At 63.8% G+C, this 25,538-nt stretch carries 28 protein-coding genes and 1 tRNA gene; 17 read left to right on the forward strand and 12 right to left on the reverse strand.

Annotation, left to right across the window (positions count from 1 at the left end; translation table 11 throughout):
• Positions 1-542: 542 nt before the first annotated feature.
• From ACFPO9_RS12135 to petA, 7 genes are all read right to left on the reverse strand, one after another.
• A complete protein-coding gene (locus ACFPO9_RS12135) occupies positions 543-2,540 on the reverse strand; it encodes an RNA-binding domain-containing protein (RefSeq protein ID WP_379771041.1) in 1,998 nt (665 codons plus the stop codon).
• A gap of 240 nt (positions 2,541-2,780) precedes the next feature.
• Positions 2,781-2,856 (reverse strand) — tRNA-Thr (locus tag ACFPO9_RS12140).
• 21 nt (positions 2,857-2,877) lie between these two features.
• Positions 2,878-3,387, reverse strand: coding sequence for a ClpXP protease specificity-enhancing factor (locus tag ACFPO9_RS12145; protein WP_379771043.1), 510 nt, complete (start codon positions 3,385-3,387; stop codon positions 2,878-2,880).
• Between the two features lie 90 nt (positions 3,388-3,477).
• Entirely contained in the window at positions 3,478-4,089 is a 612-nt protein-coding gene (locus tag ACFPO9_RS12150; RefSeq protein WP_036231132.1) for a glutathione S-transferase N-terminal domain-containing protein, read from the reverse strand.
• Between the two features lie 91 nt (positions 4,090-4,180).
• Positions 4,181-4,942: a cytochrome c1 gene (locus ACFPO9_RS12155; RefSeq protein ID WP_379771046.1), complete on the reverse strand. Its 762-nt coding sequence runs from the start codon at positions 4,940-4,942 to the stop codon at positions 4,181-4,183.
• A gap of 21 nt (positions 4,943-4,963) precedes the next feature.
• Positions 4,964-6,373, reverse strand: a complete 1,410-nt coding sequence (locus ACFPO9_RS12160) for a cytochrome b (protein ID WP_379771048.1) — start codon at positions 6,371-6,373, stop codon at positions 4,964-4,966.
• A 1-nt stretch (position 6,374) separates the two neighbouring features.
• Positions 6,375-6,989: a ubiquinol-cytochrome c reductase iron-sulfur subunit gene (gene petA, locus ACFPO9_RS12165; protein WP_379771051.1), complete on the reverse strand. Its 615-nt coding sequence runs from the start codon at positions 6,987-6,989 to the stop codon at positions 6,375-6,377.
• 255 nt (positions 6,990-7,244) lie between these two features.
• Between petA and mscL the strand changes: the two genes are divergently transcribed.
• From mscL to ACFPO9_RS12185, 4 genes are read left to right on the forward strand one after another with little or no spacing between them, the layout of a single operon-like run.
• On the forward strand, positions 7,245-7,673 hold the full coding sequence (gene mscL, locus ACFPO9_RS12170; protein ID WP_379771053.1) for a large conductance mechanosensitive channel protein MscL: 429 nt from the start codon (positions 7,245-7,247) through the stop codon (positions 7,671-7,673).
• A gap of 9 nt (positions 7,674-7,682) precedes the next feature.
• A complete protein-coding gene (locus ACFPO9_RS12175) occupies positions 7,683-8,861 on the forward strand; it encodes a Do family serine endopeptidase (RefSeq protein ID WP_379771056.1) in 1,179 nt (392 codons plus the stop codon).
• Positions 8,862-8,888: 27 nt separating this feature from the next.
• On the forward strand, positions 8,889-9,581 hold the full coding sequence (locus tag ACFPO9_RS12180) for a DUF2461 domain-containing protein (RefSeq protein WP_379771058.1): 693 nt from the start codon (positions 8,889-8,891) through the stop codon (positions 9,579-9,581).
• A gap of 12 nt (positions 9,582-9,593) precedes the next feature.
• Positions 9,594-9,965, forward strand: coding sequence for a cupin domain-containing protein (locus ACFPO9_RS12185; RefSeq protein ID WP_379771061.1), 372 nt, complete (start codon positions 9,594-9,596; stop codon positions 9,963-9,965).
• Here the strand turns inward: ACFPO9_RS12185 and ACFPO9_RS12190 are convergent.
• The 5 genes from ACFPO9_RS12190 to ACFPO9_RS12210 all read right to left on the reverse strand — a co-directional run bounded on the left by ACFPO9_RS12190 (position 9,962) and on the right by ACFPO9_RS12210 (position 12,909).
• A complete protein-coding gene (locus tag ACFPO9_RS12190; RefSeq protein ID WP_379771064.1) occupies positions 9,962-10,993 on the reverse strand; it encodes an NAD(P)H-dependent glycerol-3-phosphate dehydrogenase in 1,032 nt (343 codons plus the stop codon). The genes ACFPO9_RS12185 and ACFPO9_RS12190 overlap by 4 nt on opposite strands.
• 25 nt (positions 10,994-11,018) lie before the next feature.
• The gene (locus ACFPO9_RS12195) at positions 11,019-11,474 is read right to left on the reverse strand and encodes an SH3 domain-containing protein (protein ID WP_379771066.1); all 456 of its coding nucleotides are present in this window, start codon (positions 11,472-11,474) and stop codon (positions 11,019-11,021) included.
• A 114-nt stretch (positions 11,475-11,588) separates the two neighbouring features.
• On the reverse strand, positions 11,589-12,062 hold the full coding sequence (gene secB, locus ACFPO9_RS12200; RefSeq protein ID WP_379771068.1) for a protein-export chaperone SecB: 474 nt from the start codon (positions 12,060-12,062) through the stop codon (positions 11,589-11,591).
• 153 nt (positions 12,063-12,215) lie between these two features.
• Positions 12,216-12,485 carry a glutaredoxin 3 gene (gene grxC / locus ACFPO9_RS12205; protein WP_379771070.1) on the reverse strand — a complete coding sequence of 90 codons (270 nt, stop codon included), beginning with the start codon at positions 12,483-12,485 and terminating at the stop codon, positions 12,216-12,218.
• 19 nt (positions 12,486-12,504) lie between these two features.
• Positions 12,505-12,909: a rhodanese-like domain-containing protein gene (locus tag ACFPO9_RS12210; RefSeq protein WP_379771072.1), complete on the reverse strand. Its 405-nt coding sequence runs from the start codon at positions 12,907-12,909 to the stop codon at positions 12,505-12,507.
• 95 nt (positions 12,910-13,004) lie between these two features.
• Here ACFPO9_RS12210 and gpmA point away from each other — a divergent pair, with 95 nt between their 5' ends.
• The 13 genes from gpmA to gspD all read left to right on the forward strand — a co-directional run bounded on the left by gpmA (position 13,005) and on the right by gspD (position 25,536).
• Positions 13,005-13,751 (forward strand): 2,3-diphosphoglycerate-dependent phosphoglycerate mutase, encoded by a 747-nt coding sequence (gene gpmA / locus ACFPO9_RS12215; protein ID WP_379771075.1) that lies wholly within the window; start codon positions 13,005-13,007, stop codon positions 13,749-13,751.
• Positions 13,752-13,753: 2 nt separating this feature from the next.
• A complete protein-coding gene (locus ACFPO9_RS12220; RefSeq protein WP_379771078.1) occupies positions 13,754-15,193 on the forward strand; it encodes a murein hydrolase activator EnvC family protein in 1,440 nt (479 codons plus the stop codon).
• A 16-nt stretch (positions 15,194-15,209) separates the two neighbouring features.
• Positions 15,210-16,688, forward strand: a complete 1,479-nt coding sequence (locus ACFPO9_RS12225; RefSeq protein WP_379771080.1) for a S41 family peptidase — start codon at positions 15,210-15,212, stop codon at positions 16,686-16,688.
• Between the two features lie 10 nt (positions 16,689-16,698).
• Positions 16,699-17,451 carry a HesA/MoeB/ThiF family protein gene (locus ACFPO9_RS12230; RefSeq protein ID WP_379771083.1) on the forward strand — a complete coding sequence of 251 codons (753 nt, stop codon included), beginning with the start codon at positions 16,699-16,701 and terminating at the stop codon, positions 17,449-17,451.
• A 144-nt stretch (positions 17,452-17,595) separates the two neighbouring features.
• A complete protein-coding gene (gene gspG, locus ACFPO9_RS12235) occupies positions 17,596-18,024 on the forward strand; it encodes a type II secretion system major pseudopilin GspG (protein ID WP_379771085.1) in 429 nt (142 codons plus the stop codon).
• A 33-nt stretch (positions 18,025-18,057) separates the two neighbouring features.
• Positions 18,058-18,528, forward strand: a complete 471-nt coding sequence (gene gspH, locus ACFPO9_RS12240; protein WP_230025085.1) for a type II secretion system minor pseudopilin GspH — start codon at positions 18,058-18,060, stop codon at positions 18,526-18,528.
• Positions 18,529-18,536: 8 nt separating this feature from the next.
• Positions 18,537-18,914, forward strand: coding sequence for a type II secretion system minor pseudopilin GspI (gspI, locus tag ACFPO9_RS12245; RefSeq protein WP_379771089.1), 378 nt, complete (start codon positions 18,537-18,539; stop codon positions 18,912-18,914).
• On the forward strand, positions 18,911-19,585 hold the full coding sequence (locus tag ACFPO9_RS12250) for a PulJ/GspJ family protein (protein ID WP_379771091.1): 675 nt from the start codon (positions 18,911-18,913) through the stop codon (positions 19,583-19,585). Before gspI ends, ACFPO9_RS12250 begins: the two co-directional genes overlap by 4 nt.
• Positions 19,582-20,685 (forward strand): type II secretion system minor pseudopilin GspK, encoded by a 1,104-nt coding sequence (gspK, locus tag ACFPO9_RS12255; protein ID WP_379771093.1) that lies wholly within the window; start codon positions 19,582-19,584, stop codon positions 20,683-20,685. Before ACFPO9_RS12250 ends, gspK begins: the two co-directional genes overlap by 4 nt.
• An 18-nt stretch (positions 20,686-20,703) precedes the next feature.
• Positions 20,704-21,915, forward strand: coding sequence for a type II secretion system protein GspL (gene gspL / locus ACFPO9_RS12260; RefSeq protein ID WP_379771096.1), 1,212 nt, complete (start codon positions 20,704-20,706; stop codon positions 21,913-21,915).
• Positions 21,912-22,430, forward strand: coding sequence for a type II secretion system protein GspM (gene gspM, locus ACFPO9_RS12265; RefSeq protein WP_379771099.1), 519 nt, complete (start codon positions 21,912-21,914; stop codon positions 22,428-22,430). The genes gspL and gspM overlap by 4 nt, the downstream gene beginning before the upstream one ends.
• On the forward strand, positions 22,427-23,200 hold the full coding sequence (gspN, locus tag ACFPO9_RS12270) for a type II secretion system protein N (RefSeq protein WP_379771101.1): 774 nt from the start codon (positions 22,427-22,429) through the stop codon (positions 23,198-23,200). The genes gspM and gspN overlap by 4 nt, the downstream gene beginning before the upstream one ends.
• Positions 23,200-25,536, forward strand: a complete 2,337-nt coding sequence (gspD, locus tag ACFPO9_RS12275; protein WP_379771104.1) for a type II secretion system secretin GspD — start codon at positions 23,200-23,202, stop codon at positions 25,534-25,536. Before gspN ends, gspD begins: the two co-directional genes overlap by 1 nt.
• Positions 25,537-25,538: the final 2 nt, after the last annotated feature.

Raw genomic sequence — 25,538 nt, forward strand, 5'->3', positions numbered from 1 at the left:
CGTCAGGCTCTGAAAACTGACGCTAACTAAGCATCAGGCTGTGTCCGGGAATAGCGGGGCAACATCAAGACTTCTTAATCGGCATGTGTTGTCGGTGTTCTCGTTCGTTCGTAATTAAAACGCTGCAGTCAAGCACCGCAGTGCATCAGTTGAGTAGTGCCTAGAGAGTTGAATGTCTTACAGGCAAAACCAGCATGTCTCAATGATTAGCTTCTGCCCGGCCCCAGCTTGGCGGGGCCTTTTTAAAACCGATGGGAGCGCTCAAGCTGAAGCCAGACGGCGAAGCATACAGTGGGTGGGCCTTGTTTACATGCTGTCAGCGGCCCCATGGAAGGAGCACCGCCCATAAGATTGCTAAAGGTGTGCCACGCTGTACATGTAGCCAATCGCGACCACTCTCTTCGACAAAGTAAAGGGCTTTTTCACATCACTGTTGGTCTAAGGCCCATGCAGTTAGCAGGGCTGCGACGTAGTTGGGTTGCAATTGATTGGATCACCCTTGCAATCAATTGCAACATTGGTTCGGATATCTAAGGCGTGGGCTAATCTTTCGTCCGGTAAGACTGCATTTCATGGTTAGGCTTAGTAGGGAATGCGCGTAGCATTTGCTGACTCTTTACAAGTTTATCCATGTATTGCCGACGTAGGGCATCGGGGTTCCTGTTCAGGAGTTCTGCTAGCACATTGAGCCGGATGTAACGTCCACGACACACAGAGAGGATGACTGGTTCCATCTCAGCCGGGTTCAAGCGAGGTTTGCTCCTGGGCAGTGCTGCTCGCTGTTCCAGCTCTTCCTTTAGGTCAGCACTTATTGCCTGCAAGTCGTCTACTACAGGAGCGTCTAGACGCTGGGCAAGCAGGCAACCATCGCTATCTCGGTCTAGTGCGTCGTTATGTACGGAGCTAGTAATGCTATGTACGGAGCTGGGGACGTTAGGTACGAACCTTACTGTCTTACCTCCGGAGGTAAACTCAATAACGCCTGGAAGGCTGAAGGTATCCGTACTCGAAGCAGGGAAGACGTCCTCCGGAGATAGGGGGCGTTCGCCCTGTAAGTAGTACACCTTACCGCGCGACTGCCCTGATGATTGCAGTAACCCGTCTCTTTCAAGACGTGCAAGCTTCATACTTAGGTCATGTGGATGAAGGTCCAGTATTTCGATAAGGCGAGCATGGTTAACTACCTGTTCGATCGAAGCTGTTGCCATAATCAGGCGCTCACCGTGATCAAGAGTATCAAACGTCTCTCCAAAGCGTGCCCGAAGTTGTTGCACTACTGCATCTGGTAACAAATCAAGCATGTGCAGCTCTAACAGCGTTTGATCTGGCTCGTTCTTTTCTCTCAACAACGGTTGACGCCAATGTTGGCTACGCCAGCCGCTTAGGATCTTTGGCATTCCTGATCCCGCGCGCTCTCCCAGTCCGATCATGAGAAACATCTGGTGCATTAGACGGTTACGACAGTCGCTTTCTCCGCCTTGCAGAACTTGCTCTAGCGGTAGCCGTAAGCATCCAGGATTGCGAAAGCCAAACATATCTGGACGCTTAACGATAAGTACTGACACGCGGCCTGTGTAATCTGCATGCACAAGTGCGTTCACAAGAGCTTCCCGCAAAGCTTCGTGAACTGGAGTATCGTCCTGACGTTGGCCATCCTTAAGCGCAAACGGGACTTTCAAGTCAGTTACGAGCTTACGATACACCCTACGATAAAAGTCGAAAACGTTCCCTGACCAAGTGCCGTCTGGCACTAGACGGTCTACCCAACGACGTTCAGTACGAGCTTCCGGTCGCTCTTGATAGTCAACGAAGTAATGAGGAACTGCCTCTTGAATTGAACTCCACTTGCCGAACATCAGCAGCCCAGCTAAGGTCAAGCCCTCATCCCCGCTCTCTCTGTCACGTCGCCAAGCCCCGATTTGCCGGAGGAAGTCGGCATCCGTAAGCTCCAACCACGGGTGGGCTGGCGACTCATCCTTGAGCATCTGGCGATAGATGCGTACGCTCTCCTGATCGAGATCAGCTAAACCGTAATGTGGTAATACGCGTCGATCACGTACATCCTCGATTTGCTCCGCCAGCATCCGCTTGACAGTTTCCTCATCGCAAAGGCGATCACCATCATTGAGCCGACGCCAAGTATTACCTAACGGCTGTCCGTTAAGGAACACTGGCATCCTCTTACGTGGTGCCTGGGGGATGTGGACAGCGAGAACCTTTTTGCCTTCTAAGGACACCTCTTCCACATCAGAATCAAGCAGCAGGTTCGTGCTGACCTTGCTTTGGTTATTGAGGTTGTTAAAGAGGTCGCGACGCACCCGATCAATGTCCTCGATACCAGCTATGGAGAACTTGCCCGCCTGTTCTCGAATGCCAAGCAAGACGATGCCACCTTGTGTGTTCGCCATGGCTGAGTAGGTGCGCCAAAAATCTTTTGGTACCGCTCCTTTTCCATCCTCGCCCTGCGCTAACTTACATTCTAGAGACACCGTCTCGGAAAAAGCCGCTAGGTCAGCTATGGTGCTTAGGTCAAATTTCATAAGTGAATGATTTATGAAGGCCAGCCTTGGCCTTCGGCGCTAACGCGGCAGGATGTTGTTCACGGATTATAAAACTTTCTGTTCGGACCTGGCTTGGCCGGACCTGACCATATGGACCATGGACCCGTTGCTTGCTGCAATAGAATCGAGAAATTGCAAAGCTGGGTTACACAGCGGTTACATGAACCCCAGAAAGCAAAAAGCCCAACCATGAAGGCTGGGCTAAGTGCTTGAATTTATTGGTGCCGGCTGCAGGACTCGAACCCGCCACCTGATGATTACAAATCAACTGCTCTACCTGATGAGCTAAGCCGGCAATGTGGCCAGAATTATACCCTTATTTGATCCTGGTCAACGTCGGGCGGCCACCTTTTTTCGGTGGCTCATTGTCGCCGTCGGGTAGATGCGACACCTCGGCAGTCGGCACACTCGAAGTCTTGCCCGGTACAGCGGACAGCCCTGCAGGAGCGGGCGAAGCTGGAACGGCCTCGGGAGCAGAAGGAGAAGCAGCAGGCGGCGCCATATCGGCAGCCGTGGTGCTCACATCGAAAGCCATGCCCTGGCCATTCTCGTTGGCGTAGATCGCCAGCACGTTCTGCACGGGAATGTAGAGCTCGCGCGAGACGCCGTTGAAGCGGGCGCGGAAGGTGATGGCGTCGTTGTCCATCTTCAGCCCGGAAGTTGCGCCGTAGCTGATGTTGAGGATGATCTCGCCCTTCTTCACGTATTCCATCGGAACCGTGGTGGCGGCGTCGACCTTGACCGCCAAGTAAGGCGTGTAGCCACTGTCCGTGCACCATTCGTAGATGGCGCGGAGGAGATATGGCTTCGTTGAAATGTCTGGCATGTTCAGGATCAGATTGCTTACAAGTTGTTACACGCCAGTGTAATCCGATTCGCCGGAGGGCGTCGAACGACTGGCGTGCAACGGTGCAGCTTAGCGGCGCATGACCTTTTCCGAAGGCGTCAGCGCTTCGATGTAGGCCGGGCGGGAGAAGATGCGCTCGGCGTACTTCATCAGCGGGGCGGCGGTCTTCGACAGTTCGATGCCGTAGTGATCGAGGCGCCACAGCAGCGGGGCGATGGCGACGTCCAGCATCGAGAACTCGTCACCCAGCATGTACTTGTTCTTCAAGAACAGCGGAGCCAGGGTGGTCAGGCGGTCGCGGATTTCGGCGCGGGCCTTGTCGTGGCTCTTGTCGCCAACCTTGTTGCGCTCGTTCTCGAGCGTGTTCACGTGCACGAACAGCTCTTTTTCGAAGTTGAACAGCATCAGGCGGGCACGCGCGCGCATCAGCGGATCGGCCGGCATCAGCTGCGGATGCGGGAAGCGCTCGTCGATGTACTCGTTGATGATGTTCGATTCGTACAGGATCAGCTCGCGCTCGACTAGGATCGGCACCTGGCCGTACGGGTTCATCGTCGAGATGTCCTCGGGCTTGTTGAACAGGTCCACGTCGCGCACTTCGAAGTCCATGCCCTTTTCGAACAGGACCAGACGGCAGCGCTGGGAGAACGGGCACGTGGTGCCGGAGTAGAGAACCATCATGGTTTATAGTTCCTTCAAGAAACAAAGGGGTGAAGCGCCATGCGGCTCACCCCAGGATAATAATTGCCCGCATTATAACCGGGCAATCAAATCACTTTACGTCTTTCCAATAAGAAGCGTTCAAACGCCACGCAAGGAAAGCGAAACAAGCAAGGAACAGCAACACGATTGCACCAAGGCGCTTGCGCAGATCCTGCGCCGGCTCCGCCATCCAGTTCATGTAGGCGACCAGATCGGCCACCTGGGTATCGAACTCCTGCTGCGTGAGCTGGCCTTTGCCGACCTGCTCGAAACCGGCGAACTTGTGCACCTTCTTGCCGTGCTCGTGCGGATCGTCTTCCTCGACCATCTTCACGGTGCGCACGCCCTGCAGCTGCCACAGCACATGCGGCATGGCCACGTTCGGCACCACCATGTTGTTCCAGCCGGTCGGGCGGGTATCGTCCTTGTAGAAAGTACGCAGATAGGTATACAGGTAGTCCGCACCCGAACCGGCGCCGGATGCGCGGGCGCGCGTGATCACCGACAGGTCCGGCGGCACTGCGCCGAACCAGGCTTTCGCGTCCGCAGGGCGCATCGCGATGGTCATCATGTCGCCCACCTTCTCGCCGGAGAACAGCAGATTGTTCCTGATCTGGTCTTCAGACAGGCCCAGATCCCTCAGGCGATTGTAGCGCATTGCCGACGCCGAATGGCAGTTCAGGCAGTAGTTCACGAACAGTTTGGCGCCATTCTGCAGCGAGGCGACGTCGTTGCGTTCCGGCGCGTGATCCAGCGGGAAAGTGCCTTCGTTCGCAAAGACCAGTCCCGGCAGCAAGGCAAGGACCGCGAGTATCTTCTTCGATAATTTCATGGTTGTCCTATTCCTTGGCGATCAGTGCGGGGTGAACGTCACGCGATTCGGCACGGGCTTGAAGCGGCCCGACGCACTCCACCACGGCATCAGCAGGAAGAAGCTGAAGTAGATCAGCGTGCAAGCCTGTGCGATCAGCGTGTAGGCCGGGGTCGGCAGCTGGGTGCCGAGGTAGCCCAGCGCGACGAAGCAGATGCCGAACACGATGTACACGTACTTGTGCCAGCTCGGGCGGTAGCGGATCGACTTCACCGGCGAGTGGTCCAGCCACGGCAGCAGGGCCAGGATCACGACGGAGGAGCCGAACAGCACCACGCCCCAGACTTTCGCATCAAGGAACAGCATGCCGATTTCCAGCACCACGGCGATCGCGGTGATGGCGACCTTGGTCTTGTACGACAGGCGCGAACGCAGCCAGATGAACACGACGTAGGCCGCCACGCCGGCCATCACGACCCACATGAAGTCGGAGGTGGTGGCGCGCAGGACCGAGTAGAAAGGCGTGAAGTACCAGGTCGGCGCGATGTGCGGCGGGGTCTTCATCGAATCGGCCGGGATGAAGTTGTTGTACTCCAGGAAGTAGCCGCCCATCTCGGGCGCGAAGAAGATCACCGCGCTGTAGATGAACAGGAACACCGACACGCCGAACAAGTCCTTGGTGGTGTAGTAGGGATGCGACGGGATCATGTCGACGCCATGACCGTCCGGGCCGACGTTTTCCTTGACCTCGATGCCGTCCGGGTTGTTCGAGCCGACTTCGTGCAGCGCGATCAGGTGGGCGGCCACCAGGCCCAGCAGGACCAGCGGAATCGCGATCACGTGGAAGGCGAAGAAGCGGTTCAGGGTCGCGTCCGACACCACGTAGTCGCCGCGGATCCACAGCGACAGGTCCGGGCCGATGACCGGGATCGCGCTGAACAGGTTGACGATCACCTGGGCGCCCCAGTACGACATCTGGCCCCAGGGCAGCAGGTAGCCGAAGAAGGCTTCCGCCATCAGGCACAGGAAGGTGGCGAAGCCGAACAGCCAGATCAGTTCGCGCGGCTTGCGGTAGGAACCGTAGAGCAGGGCGCGGGTCATGTGCAGGTAGACCACGATGAAGAACATCGAGGCGCCGGTCGAGTGCATGTAGCGCACCAGCCAGCCCCACGGGACTTCACGCATGATGTATTCGACCGAACCGAAGGCCAGGGCGGCGTCCGGCTTGTAGTGCATGGTCAGGAAGATGCCGGTGACGATCTGCAGCACCAGGATCAGCATGGCCAGCGAGCCGAAGATGTACCAGACGTTGAAGTTCTTCGGGGCGTAGTACTTGCCCCATTGGTCGTTCCACAGCTTGGTCAGCGGGAAGCGGTCGTCGATCCAGGCCAGGGCTTTCTGGCTCTTCGGGGCATCCGCCGGGAGTTTGGTTTCCTTGAACGCTGCGCCCATCTTATGCCTCGCCTTTCTCGTCTTTGCCGATCACGATCTTGTTATCGGCCAGGTACATGTACGGCGGGACGTCGAGGTTGGCCGGCGCCGGCTTGTTCTTGAAGACGCGGCCGGCCAGGTCGAAGGTCGAGCCGTGGCAAGGGCAGAGGAAGCCGCCATGCCAGTCGTCCGGCAGGTTCGGCTGCGGGCCTTCGGCAAAGCGTGAAGAGGGCGAGCAGCCCAGGTGCGAACAGATGCCCACCGCCACCAGCACTTCTTTGTGCTCGGCGCGCGAACGGGTCTCGTTCTTGGCATAGCCTGGCGTATCCATCTGATACGGCTTGTCGGAGTTCGGATCTGCGACTAAAGCATCGTTTTTCTTCAGGCTCGCCAGCATTTCCGGCGTGCGGCGCAGGATCCAGACCGGCTTGCCGCGCCATTCCACCACTTTCAGTTCGCCAGGCTTGACGTCGGAGATATCCACCTCGACCGGCGCGCCCGCCGCCTTTGCTCGTTCCGAAGGCTGGAAAGTACTTACCAGGACTCCGGCCGTTGAAACACCGACAACGCCACCCGCCGCGCATGTAGCCACGAGCAAGTTTCGCCGGCCGGAATCGACCTGCTTCTCTTCACTCATACCAACTCCATTCGTCAAATGCGAAATGCTGCAATGCAATAGATTGCAATCAGGTAAAAACCTTTTTTGCAACAGTCGATTATATGTGAACAGTTTTGCAAATTAAAGAAAAAATGTTCTTTGGGTCATGATGCCTTCCAAATGCGCATTTTCCGCTTCCCCGTACTGGGGCATCGGAACTCTCTCGCGCCAGAAACGGCCCGGCTTTCAGGTATGATCGCCGGGGGTATGTCGAAAACTTCAACGGAGGCGCAAATGGGCATGATGCAGGAGTTCAGGCAGTTCGCAATGAAGGGCAATGTCGTCGACCTGGCCGTCGGCGTGATCATCGGCGGGGCCTTCGGGAAGATCGTCGATTCGCTGGTGCAGGACGTGATCATGCCGCCGATCGGCAAGCTCTTCGGCGGCCTCGACTTCGCCAGTTATTACCTGCCCTTGAACGGACAAGCCTATGGCCTGCCGCTGGCCGAAGCGAAGAAGGCCGGCGCGGTGCTGGCCTACGGTAATTTCCTCACCATCCTGCTGAACTTCATCATTCTGGCCTTCATCATCTTCCAGATGGTGCGTGTCATGAACCGGATGCGGGCGACCTTCGTGACCAGGGAAGAAGAGGTGGCCGCGGCCGCCACCGCGGAAGAAATCCTGCTGCTGCGCGAGATCCGCGACTCGCTGAAGGGCAGATAAGTTCCGGCCATGCGGCGCTTCTGGCTCCTGTTCGCGCAGACCGTCACGATCGCCCTTGGCGTCTATGCCGCGATCGCGGCCCTGCGCCCGGAATGGATAAGCTCGCTGCCATCGAGCCGGGAGCCGGTCCAGGTCGGCATTGGCGGGCCGGGACGCGCGGTGCCGGTGCTGCAGGCGCCGGGCGGCGGCCCGGCGGGGATGCCGACACCGGGCAGCTACCGCGAGGCGGCCGGCCGGGCCATGCCGGCGGTCGTCAACATCCTGACGAGTAAAGCCCTGCGCGACACCCATCCGCTGCTGAAGGATCCGTTCTTCAAGCGCTTCTTCGGCGACAAGCTGCCGCCGCAGGAACAGATGGCCAGCCTGGGCTCGGGCGTGATCGTCAGCGCCGACGGCTACATCCTGACCAATTTCCACGTGGTCGAGGGCGCCGACGAGATCGAAGTCGGCCTGGCCGACGGCCGGAAAGCCGCCGCCAGCATCGTCGGCACCGATCCGGAGACGGACCTGGCCGTTATCCGCATCAAGACCGATAAGCTGCCGGTGATCGTGCTGGGCGACCCCAATGAAGCGCGGGTCGGCGATGTCGTGCTGGCGATCGGCAACCCGTTCGGGGTGGGCCAGACCGTTACCCTCGGCATCATCTCCGCCCTGGGCCGCAACAACCTGCACATCAACCATTTCGAAAATTTCATCCAGACCGACGCCGCGATCAACTTCGGCAACTCGGGCGGCGCCCTGGTCGATACCCGCGGCAACCTGCTCGGCATAAATTCCGCGATTTATTCGCAGACCGGCGGCTCGGTCGGCATCGGCTTCGCGATTCCCGTCTCGACGGCGAAGACGGTGCTCGATTCCATCATCAAGAACGGCCAGGTGGTGCGTGGCTGGATCGGCATCGAATCCCAGGACATCACGCCGGAACTGGCCGACAGCTTCGGCCTCGCGCGCGACAGCGGCGCCATCATCGCCGGCGTGGTGCGTGGCGGTCCGGCCGACCGCGCCGGCATGCGCCCGGGTGATATTCTGTTGTCGGTGGATGGCAAGAAAGTCTCCAGCACCAACGACATGCTCAACCTGATCGCCGAGCTGGCGCCTGGCGGCAAATCGACCATGACGGTCATGCGCAAGAACCGCCAGGCGACCCTGGCCGTCACGGTCGGCCGCCGCCCACGCCAGGCTCCCTGATTTTACTTTAATGAATAAGAAAAACTTATGCATCTGCGCGACCTGACGCAATTCCTCACCGAACTCAAAGACAACAACACCCGCCCCTGGTTCCTCTGGAACAAGCCCCGCTACGACATCCTGCGCACCGAATTCCTGGAAACGCTGGCGGAACTGATCAAGGCAGTGTCGCAGTTCGACCGCCAGGTGGCGGCTTGCGATCCGAAGAAAGCGGCGTTCCGCTTCCAGCGCGACACCCGCTTCTCGCACGACAAGACGCCCTATAAAACGCATTTTTCGGCGGGCATCGCGCCGGGCGACAAGCGCCGTCCCAGCGCGGCCGGCGGCCCGACCTACTACTTCCACATCGAGGCCAACGGCACCCTGCATTTCGGCGCCGGTGAATACCTGCCGCCGGCGGCGCGCCTGAAAGCGATCCGCGAACACGTGGTCAACGATGCGACAGGCTTCGCCAAAATGTTGAAGAATAAACATCTGCGCGAGACCTATGGCGACCTGACGGCCGAAGACAAACTGCAGCGTCCGCCAAAGGGCCTCGACCCGGACCATCCGCTGGTCGAGTATCTGAAGCTCAAGAGCTATTTTGTCTGGACCGAGGTGAAGCTCGACATCAACGCCCCGGAAAAGCTGGTGCCCCAGCTCGCGCAAGGATTCAAGGACGCCACCGCGCTGGTGAACTGGCTGCGCGGGGTGCCGCAGGTATTCGAAGAGACAGCGTAAAGGAGAACCACCATGGCCTTGCAGCATGCGAGATCCGGCGAATGCATCGCGCTCGAGCGCGGTGAGGACGACATCGCGAACTTCACATCGATCGCACTGATCAAGACCGACCACATGGAGCTGATCCGGCTGGTGCTGCCGAAGGAAAAGCCGATGCCCGAACACTGGGTCGAGGGGGAAATGACCCTGCTCTGCCTGGAGGGGGAAATCGCCTTCGAGGCCCACGGCCGCACCACCATCCTGCGCCCGAACGAGCTGGTCTACCTGGCCGGCGGCGAACCGCATGCGGTGCGCGCCAACCAGGACGCGGTGGCGCTGCTGACCATCCTGCTGCGCCCGGGCGACAACGGCGGCGGTCCGACGCGCCGCGAGTCGAGCGGTTAAGCTAGTTCATTACGCGGATCGCGCGCCAATAAACGATCCACGGTCTCCTGCACCGACGCCCCGTCGAACAGCACGCCGGCCACGGCATTCGTGATCGGCATGTCCACGCCGAGTTTCGCCGCCAGTTCGCGCACCGCCTTTGCGCAGGGGACCCCCTCGGCCACGTGGCCGAGTTCGCGGACGATGGTGTCGAGCTGCTTGCCCTGGGCCAGCGCCAGGCCGACGCGGCGGTTGCGCGACAGGTCGCCGGTGCAGGTCAGGATCAGGTCGCCCATCCCGGTCAGCCCCATGAAGGTGCTGGCCTGGGCGCCGAGCGTGACGCCGAGGCGGGTGATTTCGGCCAGGCCGCGCGTGATCAGGGCCGCGCGCGCATTCAGGCCCAGGCCGAGGCCGTCGGCCGCGCCGGTGGCGATGGCCAGGATATTCTTGACGGCGCCGCCGACTTCCACGCCGACCATGTCGTCGCAGGCATAGACGCGCACGCTGCCGCCGTGCACCAGAGAGACCACGCGCTCGCGCAATTCGGCGTCGGCGGACGCCACGGTCAGGCCGCAGGGCAGGCCGCGCGCCACTTCCTGGGCGAAGGAGGGGCCGGACAGGGCTGCGCCGGGCACCGAGTCACCCAGCACCTCGCGCACCACCTGGTGCGGCAGCAGGCCGGTCTCGTATTCAAAACCTTTGCACAGCCAGACGATGTTCGGGATGGCGCGTCCCTTCAGCTGCTGCAACAGCGGGCGCAGGCCGGCCACCGGGCTAGCCGCGATCAGCAGCGGCGTGGCGCCGGGCGCAGCGCCGGTGACGTGGGCGAGGGCGGCCTCGAAATCGGCCGTGACGCGCAAGGACGAAGGCAGCGGATGGCCGGGCAGGTAAGAAACATTGTCGCGCGCCGCTTCGGTGGCGGCCATCTGCTCGGGGTTGCGGCCCCACAGCAGGACGTCGTGGCGGGCGGCCAGTGCGATCGCGACCGCCGTGCCCCAGGCGCCGGCGCCGAGGACAGTGATGGGTTGGTGTTGTTTGGTATCGGGCATGGAGGAGCGAGCTGAGATGCGGGGCTTAAATGCCCCAGACGTCGGCGGCCTTGACGTAGCCGCTGATGCCGTCGCGGTGGCGCACACGCACCCACGGGCCGGCTTCGGGATCGATCAGTTCGAGCAGGACGTTCTTATCGGCCGTCATCAGGACGGCGGCATTCTCTTCCGGTGCGGCGCGCACCCTGGCCCCGGCCACGCGCACGATCACGTTGCGCCTGGCGGACAGGCCGCGCGCTTCGGTCCAGGCCAGGTCGCCGCTGGCGTCGCGCACCTTGACCCATTCGCCATAGCTGAGCATGACCTCGACCGGCATGCCGCTCGGGGCGATGTACAGCTTGCCGCCCTTGGCGGACGGGGCGTCGTACAGGATCACGGAACGCGGGCCCACGGTCTTGAAATCGAATGCGAAGGCCGTGCAGGAAGCCAGCATCAGGATGCTGCCTGCGATCAGACGTAGCCGAAGTGGGGCGGAGAGCATGACAGGCCTTTGGGGGGAACAACAGCGCAACACGCGCCAAAAGGCGGAAAAGAGAACGGCAAGGCGTTCCGGCCTGCCCGCGAAAGGAGCGGCCGGAACGCCCGGGACAACAAATTACTGGTTACCTGCCGGGGTGCCGGCGGTGGCAGCCTGCTCGGCCAGTGCCTGGCGACGCTGCTGGTAGAACACTTCGAAGTTGATCTCGGCCAGGTGCACAGGCGGGAAGCCGGCACGGGTGATCAGGTCGGCGATGTTCGCGCGCAGGTACGGGTAGATGATGTTCGGGCAGCCGATGCCGAGCAGCGGATCCATCTGGTCAGCCGGGATGTTGCGGGCTTCGAAGATGCCGCCCTGCTTGCCTTCGACCAGGAAAGCGACCTTGTCCTTGACCTTGGCGGTCACGGTGATGGTCACGGTCGATTCGTAGATGCCATCGGCGATACCTTCGGCGCCGACGTCCAGCGAGACCTCGATGGTCGGGGCTTCCTGCTCGAGGAAGACTGCCGGGGAATTCGGTTGTTCCAGCGACATATCTTTCAGGTAGATACGCTGGATTTGGAACACGGGTTGCAGATTTTCGTCAGCCATGGAACGCTTTCAGTTTGTATGTAAGGGACAGCAAAGGCTGCCGCATGCTTGAATATCAAGGCGTCGGCAATTGTATCAAAACCAATTCGGTTGCAATAGCATTGCCGACGACCCTGCAGTTTACTGGCGTTTACGTGGCTTTTAAGCCTGCGATCAGGCCGCGCCGCCCTGCAGCAGCGGGTCCAGGCGGCCTTGCTGGTCGAGCGCGTACAGGTCGTCGAAGCCGCCGACGTGGGTCTCGCCCACGTAGATCTGCGGCACGGTGCGGCGGCCGGTGCGCTGCATCATGATCGCGCGCTGTTCCGGGTCGAGGTCGACGCGGATGCGCTCGATGTCGGTCACGCCCTTGGCTTCTAGCAGGCGCTCGGCGCGCACGCAGTAGGGGCAGCTTGCGGTGTGGTAGAGAACGACATGGGCAGTCATCAGTAATCCTTTCGTACGATTATTTGGTCACGGGCAGGCCGGCAGCCGTCCAGGCTGCAAGACCGCCTTCCAGTGCGTAGACGTCTTCGAAGCCGGCCGCCTGGAACTGGCGCACCGCCTTGTCGGCGCGCGCGCCGCTCTGGCACACCACGATCACGGTCTTGGTTTTCGACTTGTCGAATTCGCCAATGCGATTGCCCAAGTCTGCCAGCGGAATGTGTTTTGCGTCGCGCAGGTGCCCTGCGGCAAACTCCTCGTTGCTGCGGACGTCGACCACGGCGGTGCCTTTGCCGCGGTTCATCATCTGGGTCGCCTGGAGCGGGGAAGCGCGGCGGCCGCGCGGAGCCAGCGCCGGCCACAGCAGGGCGCCTCCGGAAATCACGGCGATCGCTACAACAAAGATATGGTCTAGGATGAATTTCACGAAGTTTCCGTCGGTTGAACTGAATTGAATCGTCGCATTATAAAATAGAAGCTGAATCCGTATTCCTTCTCACTTTTATCCGATCCGAAGAGCTTATGTACAAAATCGTATTCATGCGCCACGGCGAGTCCACCTGGAACCTCGAAAACCGCTTCACCGGCTGGACCGACGTCGACCTGACCGAGAAGGGCGTCAACGAGGCGAAAACCGCCGGCCGCCTGCTGCGCGAAGCCGGCTTCACCTTCGACCTGGCCTATACCTCGGTGCTGAAGCGCGCCATCCGCACCCTGTGGCTGGCCATGGACGAGATGGACATGATGTGGCTGCCGGTCAAGAACGACTGGCGCCTGAACGAGCGCCACTACGGCGCCCTGCAGGGCCTGGACAAGGGCGAGACCGCCGCCAAGTTCGGCGACGAGCAGGTGCTGGTCTGGCGCCGCAGCTACGACACCCCGCCGCCGGCGCTGGAAGACAATGACCCGCGCACCTCGTTCGCCGACCCGCGTTACGCCGGTCTCGACAAGGGCCAGATCCCGCTGACCGAATGCCTGAAGGACACCGTGGCGCGCGTGATGCCGGCCTGGGACGAGGAAATCGCCCCGGCCATCCGCGCCGGCAAGAAGATCTTGATCTCGGCCCATGGCAACAGCCTGCGCGCCGTGATCAAGATGCTCGACAACATCAGCGACACCGACATCGTCGGCCTCAACATCCCGAACGGCACCCCGCTGGTGTATGAGCTGGACGAGAACCTGAAGCCGATCCGCCATTACTACCTGGGCGACCAGGATGCGATCGCCGCCGCGATGGCCGCCGTGGCCAACCAAGGGAAAGCGAAGTAACCTTGTCATTTCCCGCATTGAAGTCCGCCGGCAGCGCGCTGCTGTGCGGCCTGCTGGCCTGTGCGCTGTCGATCGGCGCCGCCGAGGCAGCGCCACGCCAGACCGCGCGCAGCAAGCAGAAGGCGCAGGCCGAGGCCCAGCGCGCCGGCATCCAGCAAAAGCTGAACGCGCTGAAGAAGGACATCAGCCGCACCGAGAACGAAAAGGACGACGCGGCCGACGAGCTGGCCGAGTCGGAAAGCGCGATCTCGGACGCCAACCGCTCGCTGCGCGAACTGGCCGGCGAGCAGGCCGCGACCAATACCAAGCTGCAGGAGCTTGCCTCCCAGCAGGAGCGCCTGGTACAGACCATCGCGCTGCAAAAGCAGCAACTGGCCAAGCTGTTGCGCGAACAATACGTGGCGGGAAATGAAGACCGCATCAAGCTGCTGCTGTCGGGCGACAACCCGAACCGCATCAACCGCGACCTGCAGATGATGGCCTATGTGTCGCAGGCCCAGGCCAAGCTGCTGGGCTCGCTGCGCACCAACCTGGCGGCGGTCGAGACCAACCAGGCCGAGACCCAGAACGCCAGGGACGAACTCGAAGAAATCGCCCAGGAGCAGCGCGACCAGAAGGCGCTGCTGGAAAAAGAGAAGGCCAGACACGCCTCGCTGGTGGCCAACCTGTCTAGCAAGCTGGTGAGCCAGCGCAAGGAAGCCAGCAAGCTGGAGCAGGATGCCCAGCGCATGAGCGGCCTGGTCGATCGCCTGACGAAACTGATCCGCGAACAGGAAATCGCTGCCGAGAAAGAGCGCAAGCGCCAGCAGGAGCTTGCCGCTGCACGCGCCAAGGCGCAGGCGGAAGCGAAAGCGCGCGCCCTGGCCCGCGCCAGGGAACGGCAGGCCGAACGCGAACGCCTGGCGCGCGAAGCGGCCAAGCACGGCAAGCCGTACAAACCGCCGCCACCGGTCAAGGAAGAAGAACCGCAGGTGGCCGAGCAGCCTGCCGAGACGAAGCCGCCGGCCAGATCGGCCGACACCGCTCTCGCCGCCGACCTGCCGAGCGGCACCTTCGAGAACCTGCGCGGCCGCCTGATGGCGCCGATCTCCGGCACCATCGCCGCCCGTTTCGGCGCCAAGCGCGCCGACGGCCCGGTGTGGAAGGGCATGTTCATCAAGGCGCCGGAAGGGACCGACGTGCGCGCGATCGGCCCGGGCCGGGTCGTGCATGCGGCATGGATGCGCGGCTGGGGCAATATGATCATCGTCAACCACGGCGGCGAATACCTGTCCATCTACGGTTTCAACGAAACCCTGATCAAGCACGTGGGCGATTCGGTGAAGGCCGGCGAAGTCATTGCCAGCGCGGGCAGCAGCGGCGGTAACGGAGAATCGGGTCTATACTTCGAACTCAGGCATCTGGGCAAACCGATCGATCCGGCCGGCTGGGTCAAATTCTAAGTCGTTAGGAATAGCAATGGGCAATAAACTCAAGAGCCTCGGCCTGGTCGGCATCGGCATGGTGGCCGGCGTGGCGGCCTCGGTCCAGTTCTCGGCAATGGCGCAGAAGGCTGGCGCCGAAGCACCGCTGCCGCTGGACGAGCTGCGCCAGCTGGCCGACGTCTACGGCCTGATCAAGAGCGACTACGTCGAACCGGTGCAGGACAAGAAACTGCTGTCGGATGCGATTGCCGGCATGGTCGCCTCGCTCGATCCCCATTCCGTCTACCTCGACGAGAAGGACTTCGCGGAAATGCGCGAATCCGTGCAAGGGAAATTCGTCGGCGTCGGCGTCGAGGTGGCGATGGAAGACGGCTACGTGAAAATCGTCTCGCCGATCGAGGACACGCCCGCATTCAAGGCCGGCATCAAGGCCGGCGACCTGATCACCCGCATCGACAACGTGCCGGTCAAGGGCCTGACCCTCGACGAGGCCATCTCGCGCATGCGCGGCGAGCCGCACAGCAAGGTGCTGCTGACCATCGCCCGCCGCGGCGCCGACACGCCCTGGGTGGTGCCGGTCGAGCGCGAAGAGATCCGCGTGGCCAGTGTCAAGGCCAGGCTGGTCGAGCCGGGCTATGCCTGGCTGCGCATCAGCCAGTTCCAGGAAGAGACGGTGGATGAGCTGGCGAGCAAGGTCAAGGAACTGTACGCGCAGAACCCGAACATCAAGGGCCTGGTGCTCGACCTGCGCAACGACCCGGGCGGCCTGCTGCCGAGCGCGATCGGGGTGTCGAGCGCCTTCCTGCCGCAGAACGAGGTGATCGTCTCGACCAAGGGGCAATTGCCGGAATCGAATGCCACCTTCTACGGCCGCCGCGACTTCTACGCCAGGCCGGGCGTCGATCCGCTGGCCAAGCTGCCGGCGGCCCTCAAAACGGTGCCGATGGTGGTGCTGGTGAACACCGGCTCGGCCTCGGCCTCGGAAATCGTGGCCGGCGCCCTGCAGGACTACAAGCGCGCCATCGTGATGGGCAGCCAGACCTTCGGCAAGGGCTCGGTGCAAACCCTGCGCCAGCTGACCGAGAACACCGCGGTGAAACTCACCACCGCGCGCTACTACACGCCGAAAGGGCGCTCGATCCAGGCGCTGGGCATCGTCCCGGACCTGAAAGTCGACGAGACCCCGGAAGGCGATGGCCTGAACGCCCTGCGCGTGCGCGAAGCCGACCTCGACCGCCACCTGTCGAACGAAGGCGAAGCCAAGCCGAACGCCGTCAGCGCCAAGCGCGACGAGCTCGAGGAAGAACAGCGCGCGCTGGCGATCCTCAAAAGCGGCAAGGCGCCCGAGTTTGGCGGCAAGGACGACTTCCAGCTGGCCCAGGCCATCAACCACTTCAAGGGCCTGCCCGTGAAACTGGCCAAGGCCGACCCGCTCGACGACGCCCCGGCGCCGGCCAGGCTGCCGGGCACCGAGCAGAAGCCGCCCGAGGTGAAGGGCAGCCCCAGGAAGTAATCGGGGAAACATGGACGACCGCCAGCTGCTGCGCTACTCGCGCCACATCCTGCTCGACGAGGTCGGCATCGAAGGGCAGGAACGGGTGCTGGGCGCGCGCGTCCTGATCGTCGGCGCCGGCGGCCTCGGCTCGCCCGCCGCGCTCTACCTGGCCGCCAGCGGCGCCGGACGCATCACCCTGGTCGACGACGACGAGGTCGATCTCACCAATCTGCAGCGCCAGGTCATGCACAGCACGGCGCGCATCGGCCAGCCCAAGGTCGAGTCCGGCCGCGAGGCTTTGCTCCAGATCAATCCCGAGATCGAGGTTATTGCCCTGCGCGAGCGGGTGCGGGGCGAACGGCTGCGGGAACTGGTGGCGGACAGCGATGTCGTACTCGACTGCAGCGACAACTTCGCCACCCGCCAGGCCGTCAACCGCGCCTGCGTGGCGGCGCGCGTGCCGCTGGTGGCCGGCGCCGTGATCCGCTTCGACGGCCAGGTCTCGGTGTTCGACGTGCGCGACCCGGCGTCTCCCTGCTACGCCTGCCTGTTCCCCGAGGACAGCCGTGTCGAGGACGTGGCCTGCAGCACGATGGGCGTGTTCGCGCCGCTGGTCGGCGTGATCGGCGCCGTGCAGGCGGCCGAAGCCCTGAAACTGCTGGCCGGCTGCGGGCAGCCGCTGGTCGGGCGCCTCTTGATGCTCGATGGCCGCGCCATGGAATGGACCGCGCTGCAGGTCGGGCGCAATCACGCCTGCCCGGTCTGCGGTGCGCGCGGCTGAGCATTTCGGCAAGTGTCCAGGTGGCTTACAATTGGAAAGTCTTCCGAATGAGGGTTTTACGGCATTCGGCTTTATACTAGTTCGATTATTTCGCCTCTTTCGACCACCACCCATCATTATTTTATGCAGAACATTTCGCATCGTATGCAGCGGCGCCGCCAGCGCGGTTTCACCCTCGTCGAGATCATGGTCGTCGTGGTCATCATCGGCATCCTCGGCATGCTGGTCGTGCCCAAGCTGCTGGGCCGTACCGGCGAGGCGCGCGTGACCGCCGCCAAGACCGACATCGCGACCCTGATGCAGGCCCTGAAACTGTACAAGCTGGACAACCAGCGCTATCCGACCAACGAGCAGGGCCTGACCGCACTGGTGCAGAAGCCGACCACCGGCCCGGCCGCCAATGGCTGGAAAGAGGGCGGCTACGTCGAGAAGCTGCCGAAGGACCCATGGGGCAACAATTACCAGTACCTGCAGCCGGGCCTGCACGGCGAGATCGACGTGTTCTCGCTGGGCGCGGATGGCCAGCCGGGCGGCGCCGGCGAGGATGCCGACGTCGGCTCCTGGGATAAATAAGCGGAGCCTCGCAGCCTGAGGAGAACAAGCCCGATGACCAAGCACGCGCGGACCCGCGGCTTCACGCTCGTGGAGATCATGGTCGTGATGGTCATCATTGGCATCACGCTGGGGATGGCTTCGCTCAACGCCATGCCCAACCCGCAGCAGGACCTGCAAAAAGAGGCCCAGCGCCTGACCCTGCTGCTGCAGCTGGCGCGCGACGAAGCCATCGTGCGCAACCGCCCGGTCACCTTCGAGGCCACGCCCGAGCGCTATCACTTCCTGGTCCGCAACGAAACGCGCTGGGACCTGATTACCGGCGACGACCTGCTGCGCGAACGCGATTTCAAGAACGGCCCGCTGACCTTGCTGCTGGATCCGGCCAGCGCCGGCACCGTGAATCCCCTGCGCATCACCTTCGGCCGCGAGCCGGTCGATAAACCCTTCGTGCTGGTGCTGGCGACCGGCGGCAACCGCGTCGCCATCCGCGCCGATGGCGTCGGCCATTTCACCGTCGAATGAAAGCCCGCATGAAGACCTTGCGCTCAGGTGGATTCACGCTGCTCGAGGTGCTGGTGGCCCTGGTCATCGTCGGCACGGCCCTCGGCGCCGGCCTGCGCGCGGTCGGCAGCCTGACCGCCAACAGCAGCGGCCTGCGGACCTCGATGATGGCGACCTGGTCGGCCGAGAACCGGCTCGTGCAAATCCGCCTCGGCAAGGAATTCCCGGAAATCGGCAAGCGCGGCTTCGATTGCCCGCAGGGCGATCTGCACCTGGTCTGCCAGGAAGAAGTGTTCTCCAGTCCGAACCCACGTTTGCGCCGCGTCGAAGTTTCCGTTTTCGACATCGAAAATCCGAACCGGCGCATCGTCAAACTGGTCCAACTCGTGCTGAGGCCGCGTCTATGAGCAAGCAGCCGAAGCGGCAGCGCGGTTTTACCCTGGTGGAGTTGCTGGTGGCGATCAGCATTCTCGCGATCGTCGCCGTGCTCGGCTGGCGCGGATTGGACGGCATCATCCGCGCGCGCGTGGCGCTCACGAACCAGATGGAAACCACGCGCGGCATGCAACTGGCCTTTGCGCAGATGCAGAGCGACTGCGAACACATCGCCGGACGCGACGTGCTCGACCGCCGCCCGTATCTGCTGACGGGGACCGACCGCTTCACGATGGTGCGCGAGGTGTTCACCGAAAACCAGCCCTCGCGCCTGCAGGTGGTGGCCTATCGCATCGTCAACGGTACGCTGGTGCGGCGCGAGTCGCCGGGCGTGCGCGACCTGGTCCAGCTCGACGGCCTGTGGCAGGCCGCAGTCAGCGACACCGACACCAGCGGCGCCGTCGCGCTGCAGTCCGGGGTGGCCGGCATGCAGATCCTGACCTGGGAGAACAAGGCCTGGCGCCAGTCGACCAGCGCCGCGAACGCCGGCAGCGCCGCCGCGGCGGCCGCGGCCGCCGGCGGCCAGGCCCAGCAGCAGGACCCGAATACCGTGCCGCTGCCGCCGACCGGCATGCAGGTGGCGCTGCAGGTGCAGGGCCAGCAAGTACCGATGACCAAGTCTTTCCTGCTGGGGGAACCATGAGCCGGCCACGCATGCGGGGACTGCGCGAACGCGGCGTTGCCGTCATCACCGCGCTGCTGCTGACCACGCTGGCGATCTCGATCGTCGCCAGCCTGTTCTGGCAGCAGCAGGTGCAGGTGCGCTCGATGGAAAACCAGCGCCTGCACCTGCAGACCAAGTGGATCCTGCGCGGCGCCCTCGACTGGGCCAGCCTGGTGCTGTTCCAGGACGGCCTCGACCACCGCGATTACACTGCCCTCGACCACGTCTGGGCCACGCCGCTGGCCGAAACCCGGCTCGACCAATACATCGAACGCGAACGGGTCGAAGGAGAAAACTTCGACGCGACCTTGTCGGGTAACATTATCGACGCCTGCTCACGTTACAATTTACGTAATCTGGCCGACAAGGGCATCGTCGACACCCAGCAGACCGAAGTGTTCGGGCGCCTGCTGCGCAACCTGCAGATGGACCAGCAGCTGGCGGGGCGGGTCGCCTCCTTCGTGGCGGCCGGCCAGCCGCTGGAGACGGTGACGCCGGCGGGCGGGGCGCCGAATCCGGATGGCTCGGGCGGCGGTGTGGACGCAGGTGCGGGCGCGGCTGGCGGTGGCGCCGGTGCGGCGGCAGGCGAGGGTGGCGCGGGCGGCGGCGCCGGTACGCCGACGACGGCGCAGCGCGCCGCGCGCAGCAGCGTGGCCGGTTCGCCGATCAAGTTCCTGGCGGTGGACGATTTATTGACGGTGCCGGGCTTCACGCCGGCCATGGTCGAGCGCCTGCGGCCCTTCGTGATCGTGCTGCCGGAAGTGACCTTGGTGAACGTCAACACGGCGCCGGCGGAAGTATTGGCCTCGCTGATGCCGAACATGTCGGTGTCGGAAGCGAATTCGCTGGTCGTGCGGCGGCAGCGCGCGGCCTGGCGGGACATGAATTATTTTTCGTCGGAGATCGGACAAAGCAGGCCGATCACGCCCAATGCGGCGGGCGTGAGAAGCGACTGGTTTCTGGTGAACAGCCGCATCCGCCTGGACCGCGCGGCCCTGGATGCCGAGGCGCTGATCCACCGCTTTCCGACGCTGATTGCCGGTGGCGGCACACAGGTGGTCTGGATCCGCCAGTACTAAAAAATAGAGAGAGACGGTTTGAGCACACTATATATCCGGCACCCCGCCCGCGCGGAAGGCGAGCATGCGCTGAGCCGCTTCGCCCTCGTCAACGACGGCGGCGTCATCGAGCAGCAGGGCGAAGGCCCGTTGCGCAACCTGGGCGACCTGGTCGGCACCAGCCGCCGCATCGTGCTGCTGCTGGCCGGCGCCGACGTCAGCCTGCTGCAGGTGCAGGCGCCGCCGCTGACCGGCGCGCGCCTGAAGGCCGCCTTGCCCGGCCTGGTCGAAGAACAGATCCTGGGCGACCCGCTCGATCACGTGCTGGTGGCCGCGCCCCAGCAGCCGGACGACAGCCGCCCGATCGCCGTGATCGACCGCGACTGGCTGGAAGGCATCGTGCGCAGCCTGCTGGCGCAAGGCGCGCGCAGCGTGAGCGCCTTGCCGGCCCAGCTGTGCCTGCCGCTGCAGCCGGGCAGCGTCTCGGCCGCGATCCAGAGTTCGGAACTCACCCTGCGCCAGGGCCTGTTCCAGGGCTTCGGCCTGGCGCTCGACGCCGTGCCGGCCGTGGTGCTGCAGACCGCGCGCGCCTTCAGCGGCGACGCGCCGCTGGTGCTGTACGTGCCGCATGGCCAGCTGGGCGAGTACCAGGCCCTGGCTTCGGAAGCCGGGCCCGGCATCACGCTGGAAACCGACGACTGGGCGCACTGGATCGCCGGCTCGAAGACCACCGCGCTCGACCTGGTCAGCGGCCTCGGCGCCGCCGGCAGCCAGCCGCGCGACTGGCGCCGCTGGCGCTGGCCGATCCGCCTGGCGCTGCTGGCGCTGGCGGTCAACCTGATCGGCCTGAACCTCGAATGGCTGCGCCTCAAGCGCGAAGCGGAAACCGTGCGCCAGTCGATGACCCAGACCTTCCGCTCGGCGTATCCGAACCAGACCACGATCCTCGATCCGGTCGCCCAGATGCGCCAGAACATCGCCCGCGCCCGCGCCAACACCGGCGAGGTGGCGCCCGACGAATTCACCTACATGGCGGCGGCCTTCGGCGAAGCTACGCGTTCGCTCGGACGCCAACCCGGCATTGCGTCAATCGAATACCGCGAACGCGCGCTCTCGGTCAAAGTCAAACCCGATACCGTCGACCCTGGTTTGACGGGCCAGCTGCGCACCGCCCTCGCGCAGCGCAACATGAGCCTCGATGAAGCCGCCCCGGGCAGCTGGGTGATCCGCAGCACAGGAGCCAAGCAATGAGTCTCGCCACCACCATCGCCCAATACCGCGAGCGCGCCACCGCCATGTGGCTGGCGCGCACCGAACAGGAACGGCGTTTCCTGGGCGTCGGCGGCGCCGTCGTGCTGCTGGCGCTGCTGTACATGATCCTGGTCGACCCCGCCGTCGAGGGCCGCGCCCAGCTGCGCCGCAGCCTGCCGCAGCTGCGCCAGCAGGCCGCCGAGCTGCAGGCCATGGCCCAGGAAGCCGGCAGGCTGGCGGCCGCGCCGAGCACCCAGGCCACCCCGCTCACGCGCGAAACCGTCAACACCAGCCTCAGCGGCCGCGGCCTGACGCCGCAATCGCTGTCGATGACGGGCGAGTACATCAAGCTGCAGCTGACCAACGTGTCCTTCGCCAACCTGGCGACCTGGCTCGACGAGCAGCGCCGCGCCAACCGCGTGCTGGTGCAGGACGCCGTCGTCACCGCCCTGCCGGCGGCCGGCCAGGTCGACGCCAGCATGACGCTGCGTCAGAACACCGGCGCCGCCCAATGAAGCGAGCGCTGCTGTGGATCGGACTGACCGTGCTGGCGGTCGCCGTTACGGTGCTGCTGTTCCTGCCGGCTGCCTGGCTGGGGCCGATGGTCGAGCGCCAGACCGGCGGCCGTTTGACTCTCGGAGATGCGCAAGGTACGCTCTGGCGCGGCTCGGCCTTCGTGGGCGGCGCGCCGGGCGAGGGCGGATCGGTCACGCCGCTGCTGCCGGGCCGCTTCAGCTGGCGTTTGTCGCCGCTGGTGCTGTTCGGCCAGGTGAGCATGGACCTGGCCAACGACAAGGCGCTGGCGCAGCCGGTGCGCATCAGCGGCAGCTGGTCGCAATGGCAGGTCAGCGCCGGCGAACTGCTGCTGCCGGCCGAGGGCCTGGCCGGGCTGGGGGCGCCGCTGAACACGCTGGCGCCGTCCGGCACGATCAAGCTGTCCTGGAATCTGCTGGACATCGCGCGCCAGGGCCAGACGGTGGCGGTGCAGGGAAGGACCGTGCTGTCGCTGACCGATATGGGATCGCGCATGAGCCCGGTGAAGCCGCTGGGCAGCTACGAGGTGGCGATGGATTGGCGCGGACAGCAGGCCGATTTGGCGCTGCGAACCGTTCGCGGTGCGCTACTACTCTCCGGAAGTGGTACGCTGCAAAACGGTCGCCTCCGCTTTTCGGGCCAGGCGCAAGCGGCGGACGGATACGAAGACACGCTGGGCAACCTGCTCAATCTGCTGGGCCAACGGCGTATGGTGAACGGCAAGAACATAATCGCATTAGAGTTCAGATAATGAAAAAGACCCCGCAAACCCCGGCCCTGCGCCGCATCGCCGCCCGTGTCATGCTGTGCTGCGCCGTCTTCGGCGCAGTGCCGCCCGCACCCGCGTTCGCCCAGGACGGCAATGGCGCCGCACTGAATTTCGTCAACGCCGACATGGAGTCGGTGATCAAGGCAGTCGGCCACTACACCGGCATGACCTTCATCATCGACCCGCGCGTCAAGGGGACACTCACCCTGGTGTCGGAGCGCACCCTGAGCAAGGCCCAGGCCTTCTCCCTGCTGACCTCGGCGCTGCGCCTGCAGGGCTATGCGGTGGTCACCGGCGACGGCTATGCGAAAGTGGTGCCGGAAGCCGAGGCCAAGCTGCAATCCTCGCCGACCCAGGTCGGGATCGGCGGCTCCAGGGTGCGCGGCGACCAGGTCGCGACCCAGGTCTACCGCCTGCAGCATGAATCGGCGGCCAACCTGACCGCGGTGCTGCGCCCGCTGATCTCGCCGAACAATTCGATCATGGCCGACCCAGGCAACAACAGCCTGGTCATCACCGACTACGCGGACAATTTGCGCCGCCTTTCGAAGATCATCGCCGCCCTCGACGCGCCCTCGACCGGCGACCTCGACGTGGTGCCGATCCGCAATGGCATCGCCAGCGACGTCGCCACCCTGGTCACGCGCCTGATGGAGCCGAGCCCGGGCGGCGACGCCGGCCGCGTCACCGTGCTGGCCGATCCGCGCACCAATGCCGTCATCGTGCGTGCGCCCTCGGCCGCGCGCGCGAACATGGCCAAGAGCCTGATCGCCAAGCTCGACCAGCCGACCTCGGAACTCGGCAATATCCACGTGGTCTACCTGAAGAATGCCGACGCCAGCAAGGTCGCGCAAACCCTGCGCGCCGTGGTGTCGCAGGACAGTTCGGCGGTGCCGGTGCAGCAGCAGGGCACGGCCGGCGGCTCGATCCAGTCCAGCGGCACAGGTGGCGCCGGCGCCGGCGGGCTCGGCGGGCAGCAAGGCCAGCAGAGCAGCGTCGGCATGGGCGGCACCGGCAACACCTTCGCCCAGCAGGGCCAGGCCACGGCCGGCGGCGCCGGCGGCGGCCAGGGTTCCGGTTTCATCCAGGCTGACATCTCGACCAACAGCCTGATCATCACCGCACCGGACGCGGTCTACCGCAACCTGCGCGGCGTCATCGACCAGCTCGACGTGCGTCGCGCCCAGGTCTATATCGAGGCCCTGGTGGTCGAAGTGACCTCGAACAAGGCTTCGGAATTCGGCGTGCAGTGGGTCGGCATTTCCGGCGACGACAGCAGCCGCTATCGCGTCGGCGGCCTGCAATCCTTTACCAACGGCACCACCGGCAACAATATCGTCAACCTGGTCACCGCGGCGACCGGCGCGGGCGGAACGAGCACCACCGGCACCACCGGCAGCAGCCTGCCGACGCTGGGCGGCCTGTCGATCGGCATCTTCCGCCAGATCAATGGCCAGCTGGGCCTGGGCGCGATCGCCAGCGCTCTTGAAAACACGGGTAACGCCAACATCTTGTCCACGCCGAACATGATCACGCTGGATAACGAGCTGGCAACGATCAAGGTCGGCCAGAACATTCCGATCATCACCGGTTCGTTCACGACCGGCGCGAGCGGCGCCAGCAACCCCTTCCAGACGGTCGACCGGAAAGACGTGGGCCTGCTGCTGAAGGTGCGCCCGCAGATTTCCGAAGGCGGTACGATCAAGCTCTCGATCTACCACGAGAACTCGGGCATCGACTCGACCACGAATGCGTCGGGCATCATCACCACCGTGCGCGCCATCGAAAGCAATGTGCTGGCCGACGATGGCCAGATCATCGTGCTGGGCGGCCTGATCTCGGACGACGAGAGCGACAGCGAACAGAAGGTGCGCGGCCTGGGCGATATCCCGGTGCTCGGCAACCTGTTCAAGTACAAGACGCGCACCCGCAACAAACGCAACCTGATGGTCTTCCTGCGCCCCGTGGTGGTGCGCAGCAAGGAACAGAACAACAGTATCTCGATGGACCGTTACGAGCTCATGCGCGCAGCCGGCGCTACCAGCCAGCCGGCCGACGATTCCATCCTGATCAAGAACCTCGGCGCGCCGATGCTGCCGCCTTTGAATAACAATGGCCAGCCGCCCGCGGGCGGTGCGATGGCCACGATGCCGCCGCCGGCGCCAGTCGCGCCGCGTCCGGGCGCCGCTACCGGCACGGGCACGACCCAGCCGGTGCAGCCGGGCCAGCGCGGGCAGCAGCCGCAGCCCGAATTCCGGCCGGTGCAGCCCCAGCCGGCGCAGCCGGAATACCGGCCGGCATCGCCGATCCGGAACTGAAG

It is taken from the genome of Massilia aerilata (genome assembly GCF_042656905.1).
GTDB classification, from domain to species: Bacteria; Pseudomonadota; Gammaproteobacteria; order Burkholderiales; family Burkholderiaceae_D; genus Telluria; species Telluria aerilata.

Coding starts and splice junctions, on each gene's coding strand:
- ACFPO9_RS12135 (WP_379771041.1), bottom strand. CDS start 2,540: ATGAAATTTGACCTAAGCACCATAGCTGACCTAGCGGCTTTTTCCGAG.
- ACFPO9_RS12145 (WP_379771043.1), bottom strand. CDS start 3,387: ATGCCAGACATTTCAACGAAGCCATATCTCCTCCGCGCCATCTACGAA.
- ACFPO9_RS12150 (WP_036231132.1), bottom strand. CDS start 4,089: ATGATGGTTCTCTACTCCGGCACCACGTGCCCGTTCTCCCAGCGCTGC.
- ACFPO9_RS12155 (WP_379771046.1), bottom strand. CDS start 4,942: ATGAAATTATCGAAGAAGATACTCGCGGTCCTTGCCTTGCTGCCGGGA.
- ACFPO9_RS12160 (WP_379771048.1), bottom strand. CDS start 6,373: ATGGGCGCAGCGTTCAAGGAAACCAAACTCCCGGCGGATGCCCCGAAG.
- petA (WP_379771051.1), bottom strand. CDS start 6,989: ATGAGTGAAGAGAAGCAGGTCGATTCCGGCCGGCGAAACTTGCTCGTG.
- mscL (WP_379771053.1), top strand. CDS start 7,245: ATGGGCATGATGCAGGAGTTCAGGCAGTTCGCAATGAAGGGCAATGTC.
- ACFPO9_RS12175 (WP_379771056.1), top strand. CDS start 7,683: ATGCGGCGCTTCTGGCTCCTGTTCGCGCAGACCGTCACGATCGCCCTT.
- ACFPO9_RS12180 (WP_379771058.1), top strand. CDS start 8,889: ATGCATCTGCGCGACCTGACGCAATTCCTCACCGAACTCAAAGACAAC.
- ACFPO9_RS12185 (WP_379771061.1), top strand. CDS start 9,594: ATGGCCTTGCAGCATGCGAGATCCGGCGAATGCATCGCGCTCGAGCGC.
- ACFPO9_RS12190 (WP_379771064.1), bottom strand. CDS start 10,993: ATGCCCGATACCAAACAACACCAACCCATCACTGTCCTCGGCGCCGGC.
- ACFPO9_RS12195 (WP_379771066.1), bottom strand. CDS start 11,474: ATGCTCTCCGCCCCACTTCGGCTACGTCTGATCGCAGGCAGCATCCTG.
- secB (WP_379771068.1), bottom strand. CDS start 12,062: ATGGCTGACGAAAATCTGCAACCCGTGTTCCAAATCCAGCGTATCTAC.
- grxC (WP_379771070.1), bottom strand. CDS start 12,485: ATGACTGCCCATGTCGTTCTCTACCACACCGCAAGCTGCCCCTACTGC.
- gpmA (WP_379771075.1), top strand. CDS start 13,005: ATGTACAAAATCGTATTCATGCGCCACGGCGAGTCCACCTGGAACCTC.
- ACFPO9_RS12225 (WP_379771080.1), top strand. CDS start 15,210: ATGGGCAATAAACTCAAGAGCCTCGGCCTGGTCGGCATCGGCATGGTG.
- ACFPO9_RS12230 (WP_379771083.1), top strand. CDS start 16,699: ATGGACGACCGCCAGCTGCTGCGCTACTCGCGCCACATCCTGCTCGAC.
- gspG (WP_379771085.1), top strand. CDS start 17,596: ATGCAGCGGCGCCGCCAGCGCGGTTTCACCCTCGTCGAGATCATGGTC.
- gspH (WP_230025085.1), top strand. CDS start 18,058: ATGACCAAGCACGCGCGGACCCGCGGCTTCACGCTCGTGGAGATCATG.
- gspI (WP_379771089.1), top strand. CDS start 18,537: ATGAAGACCTTGCGCTCAGGTGGATTCACGCTGCTCGAGGTGCTGGTG.
- ACFPO9_RS12250 (WP_379771091.1), top strand. CDS start 18,911: ATGAGCAAGCAGCCGAAGCGGCAGCGCGGTTTTACCCTGGTGGAGTTG.
- gspK (WP_379771093.1), top strand. CDS start 19,582: ATGAGCCGGCCACGCATGCGGGGACTGCGCGAACGCGGCGTTGCCGTC.
- gspM (WP_379771099.1), top strand. CDS start 21,912: ATGAGTCTCGCCACCACCATCGCCCAATACCGCGAGCGCGCCACCGCC.
- gspN (WP_379771101.1), top strand. CDS start 22,427: ATGAAGCGAGCGCTGCTGTGGATCGGACTGACCGTGCTGGCGGTCGCC.
- gspD (WP_379771104.1), top strand. CDS start 23,200: ATGAAAAAGACCCCGCAAACCCCGGCCCTGCGCCGCATCGCCGCCCGT.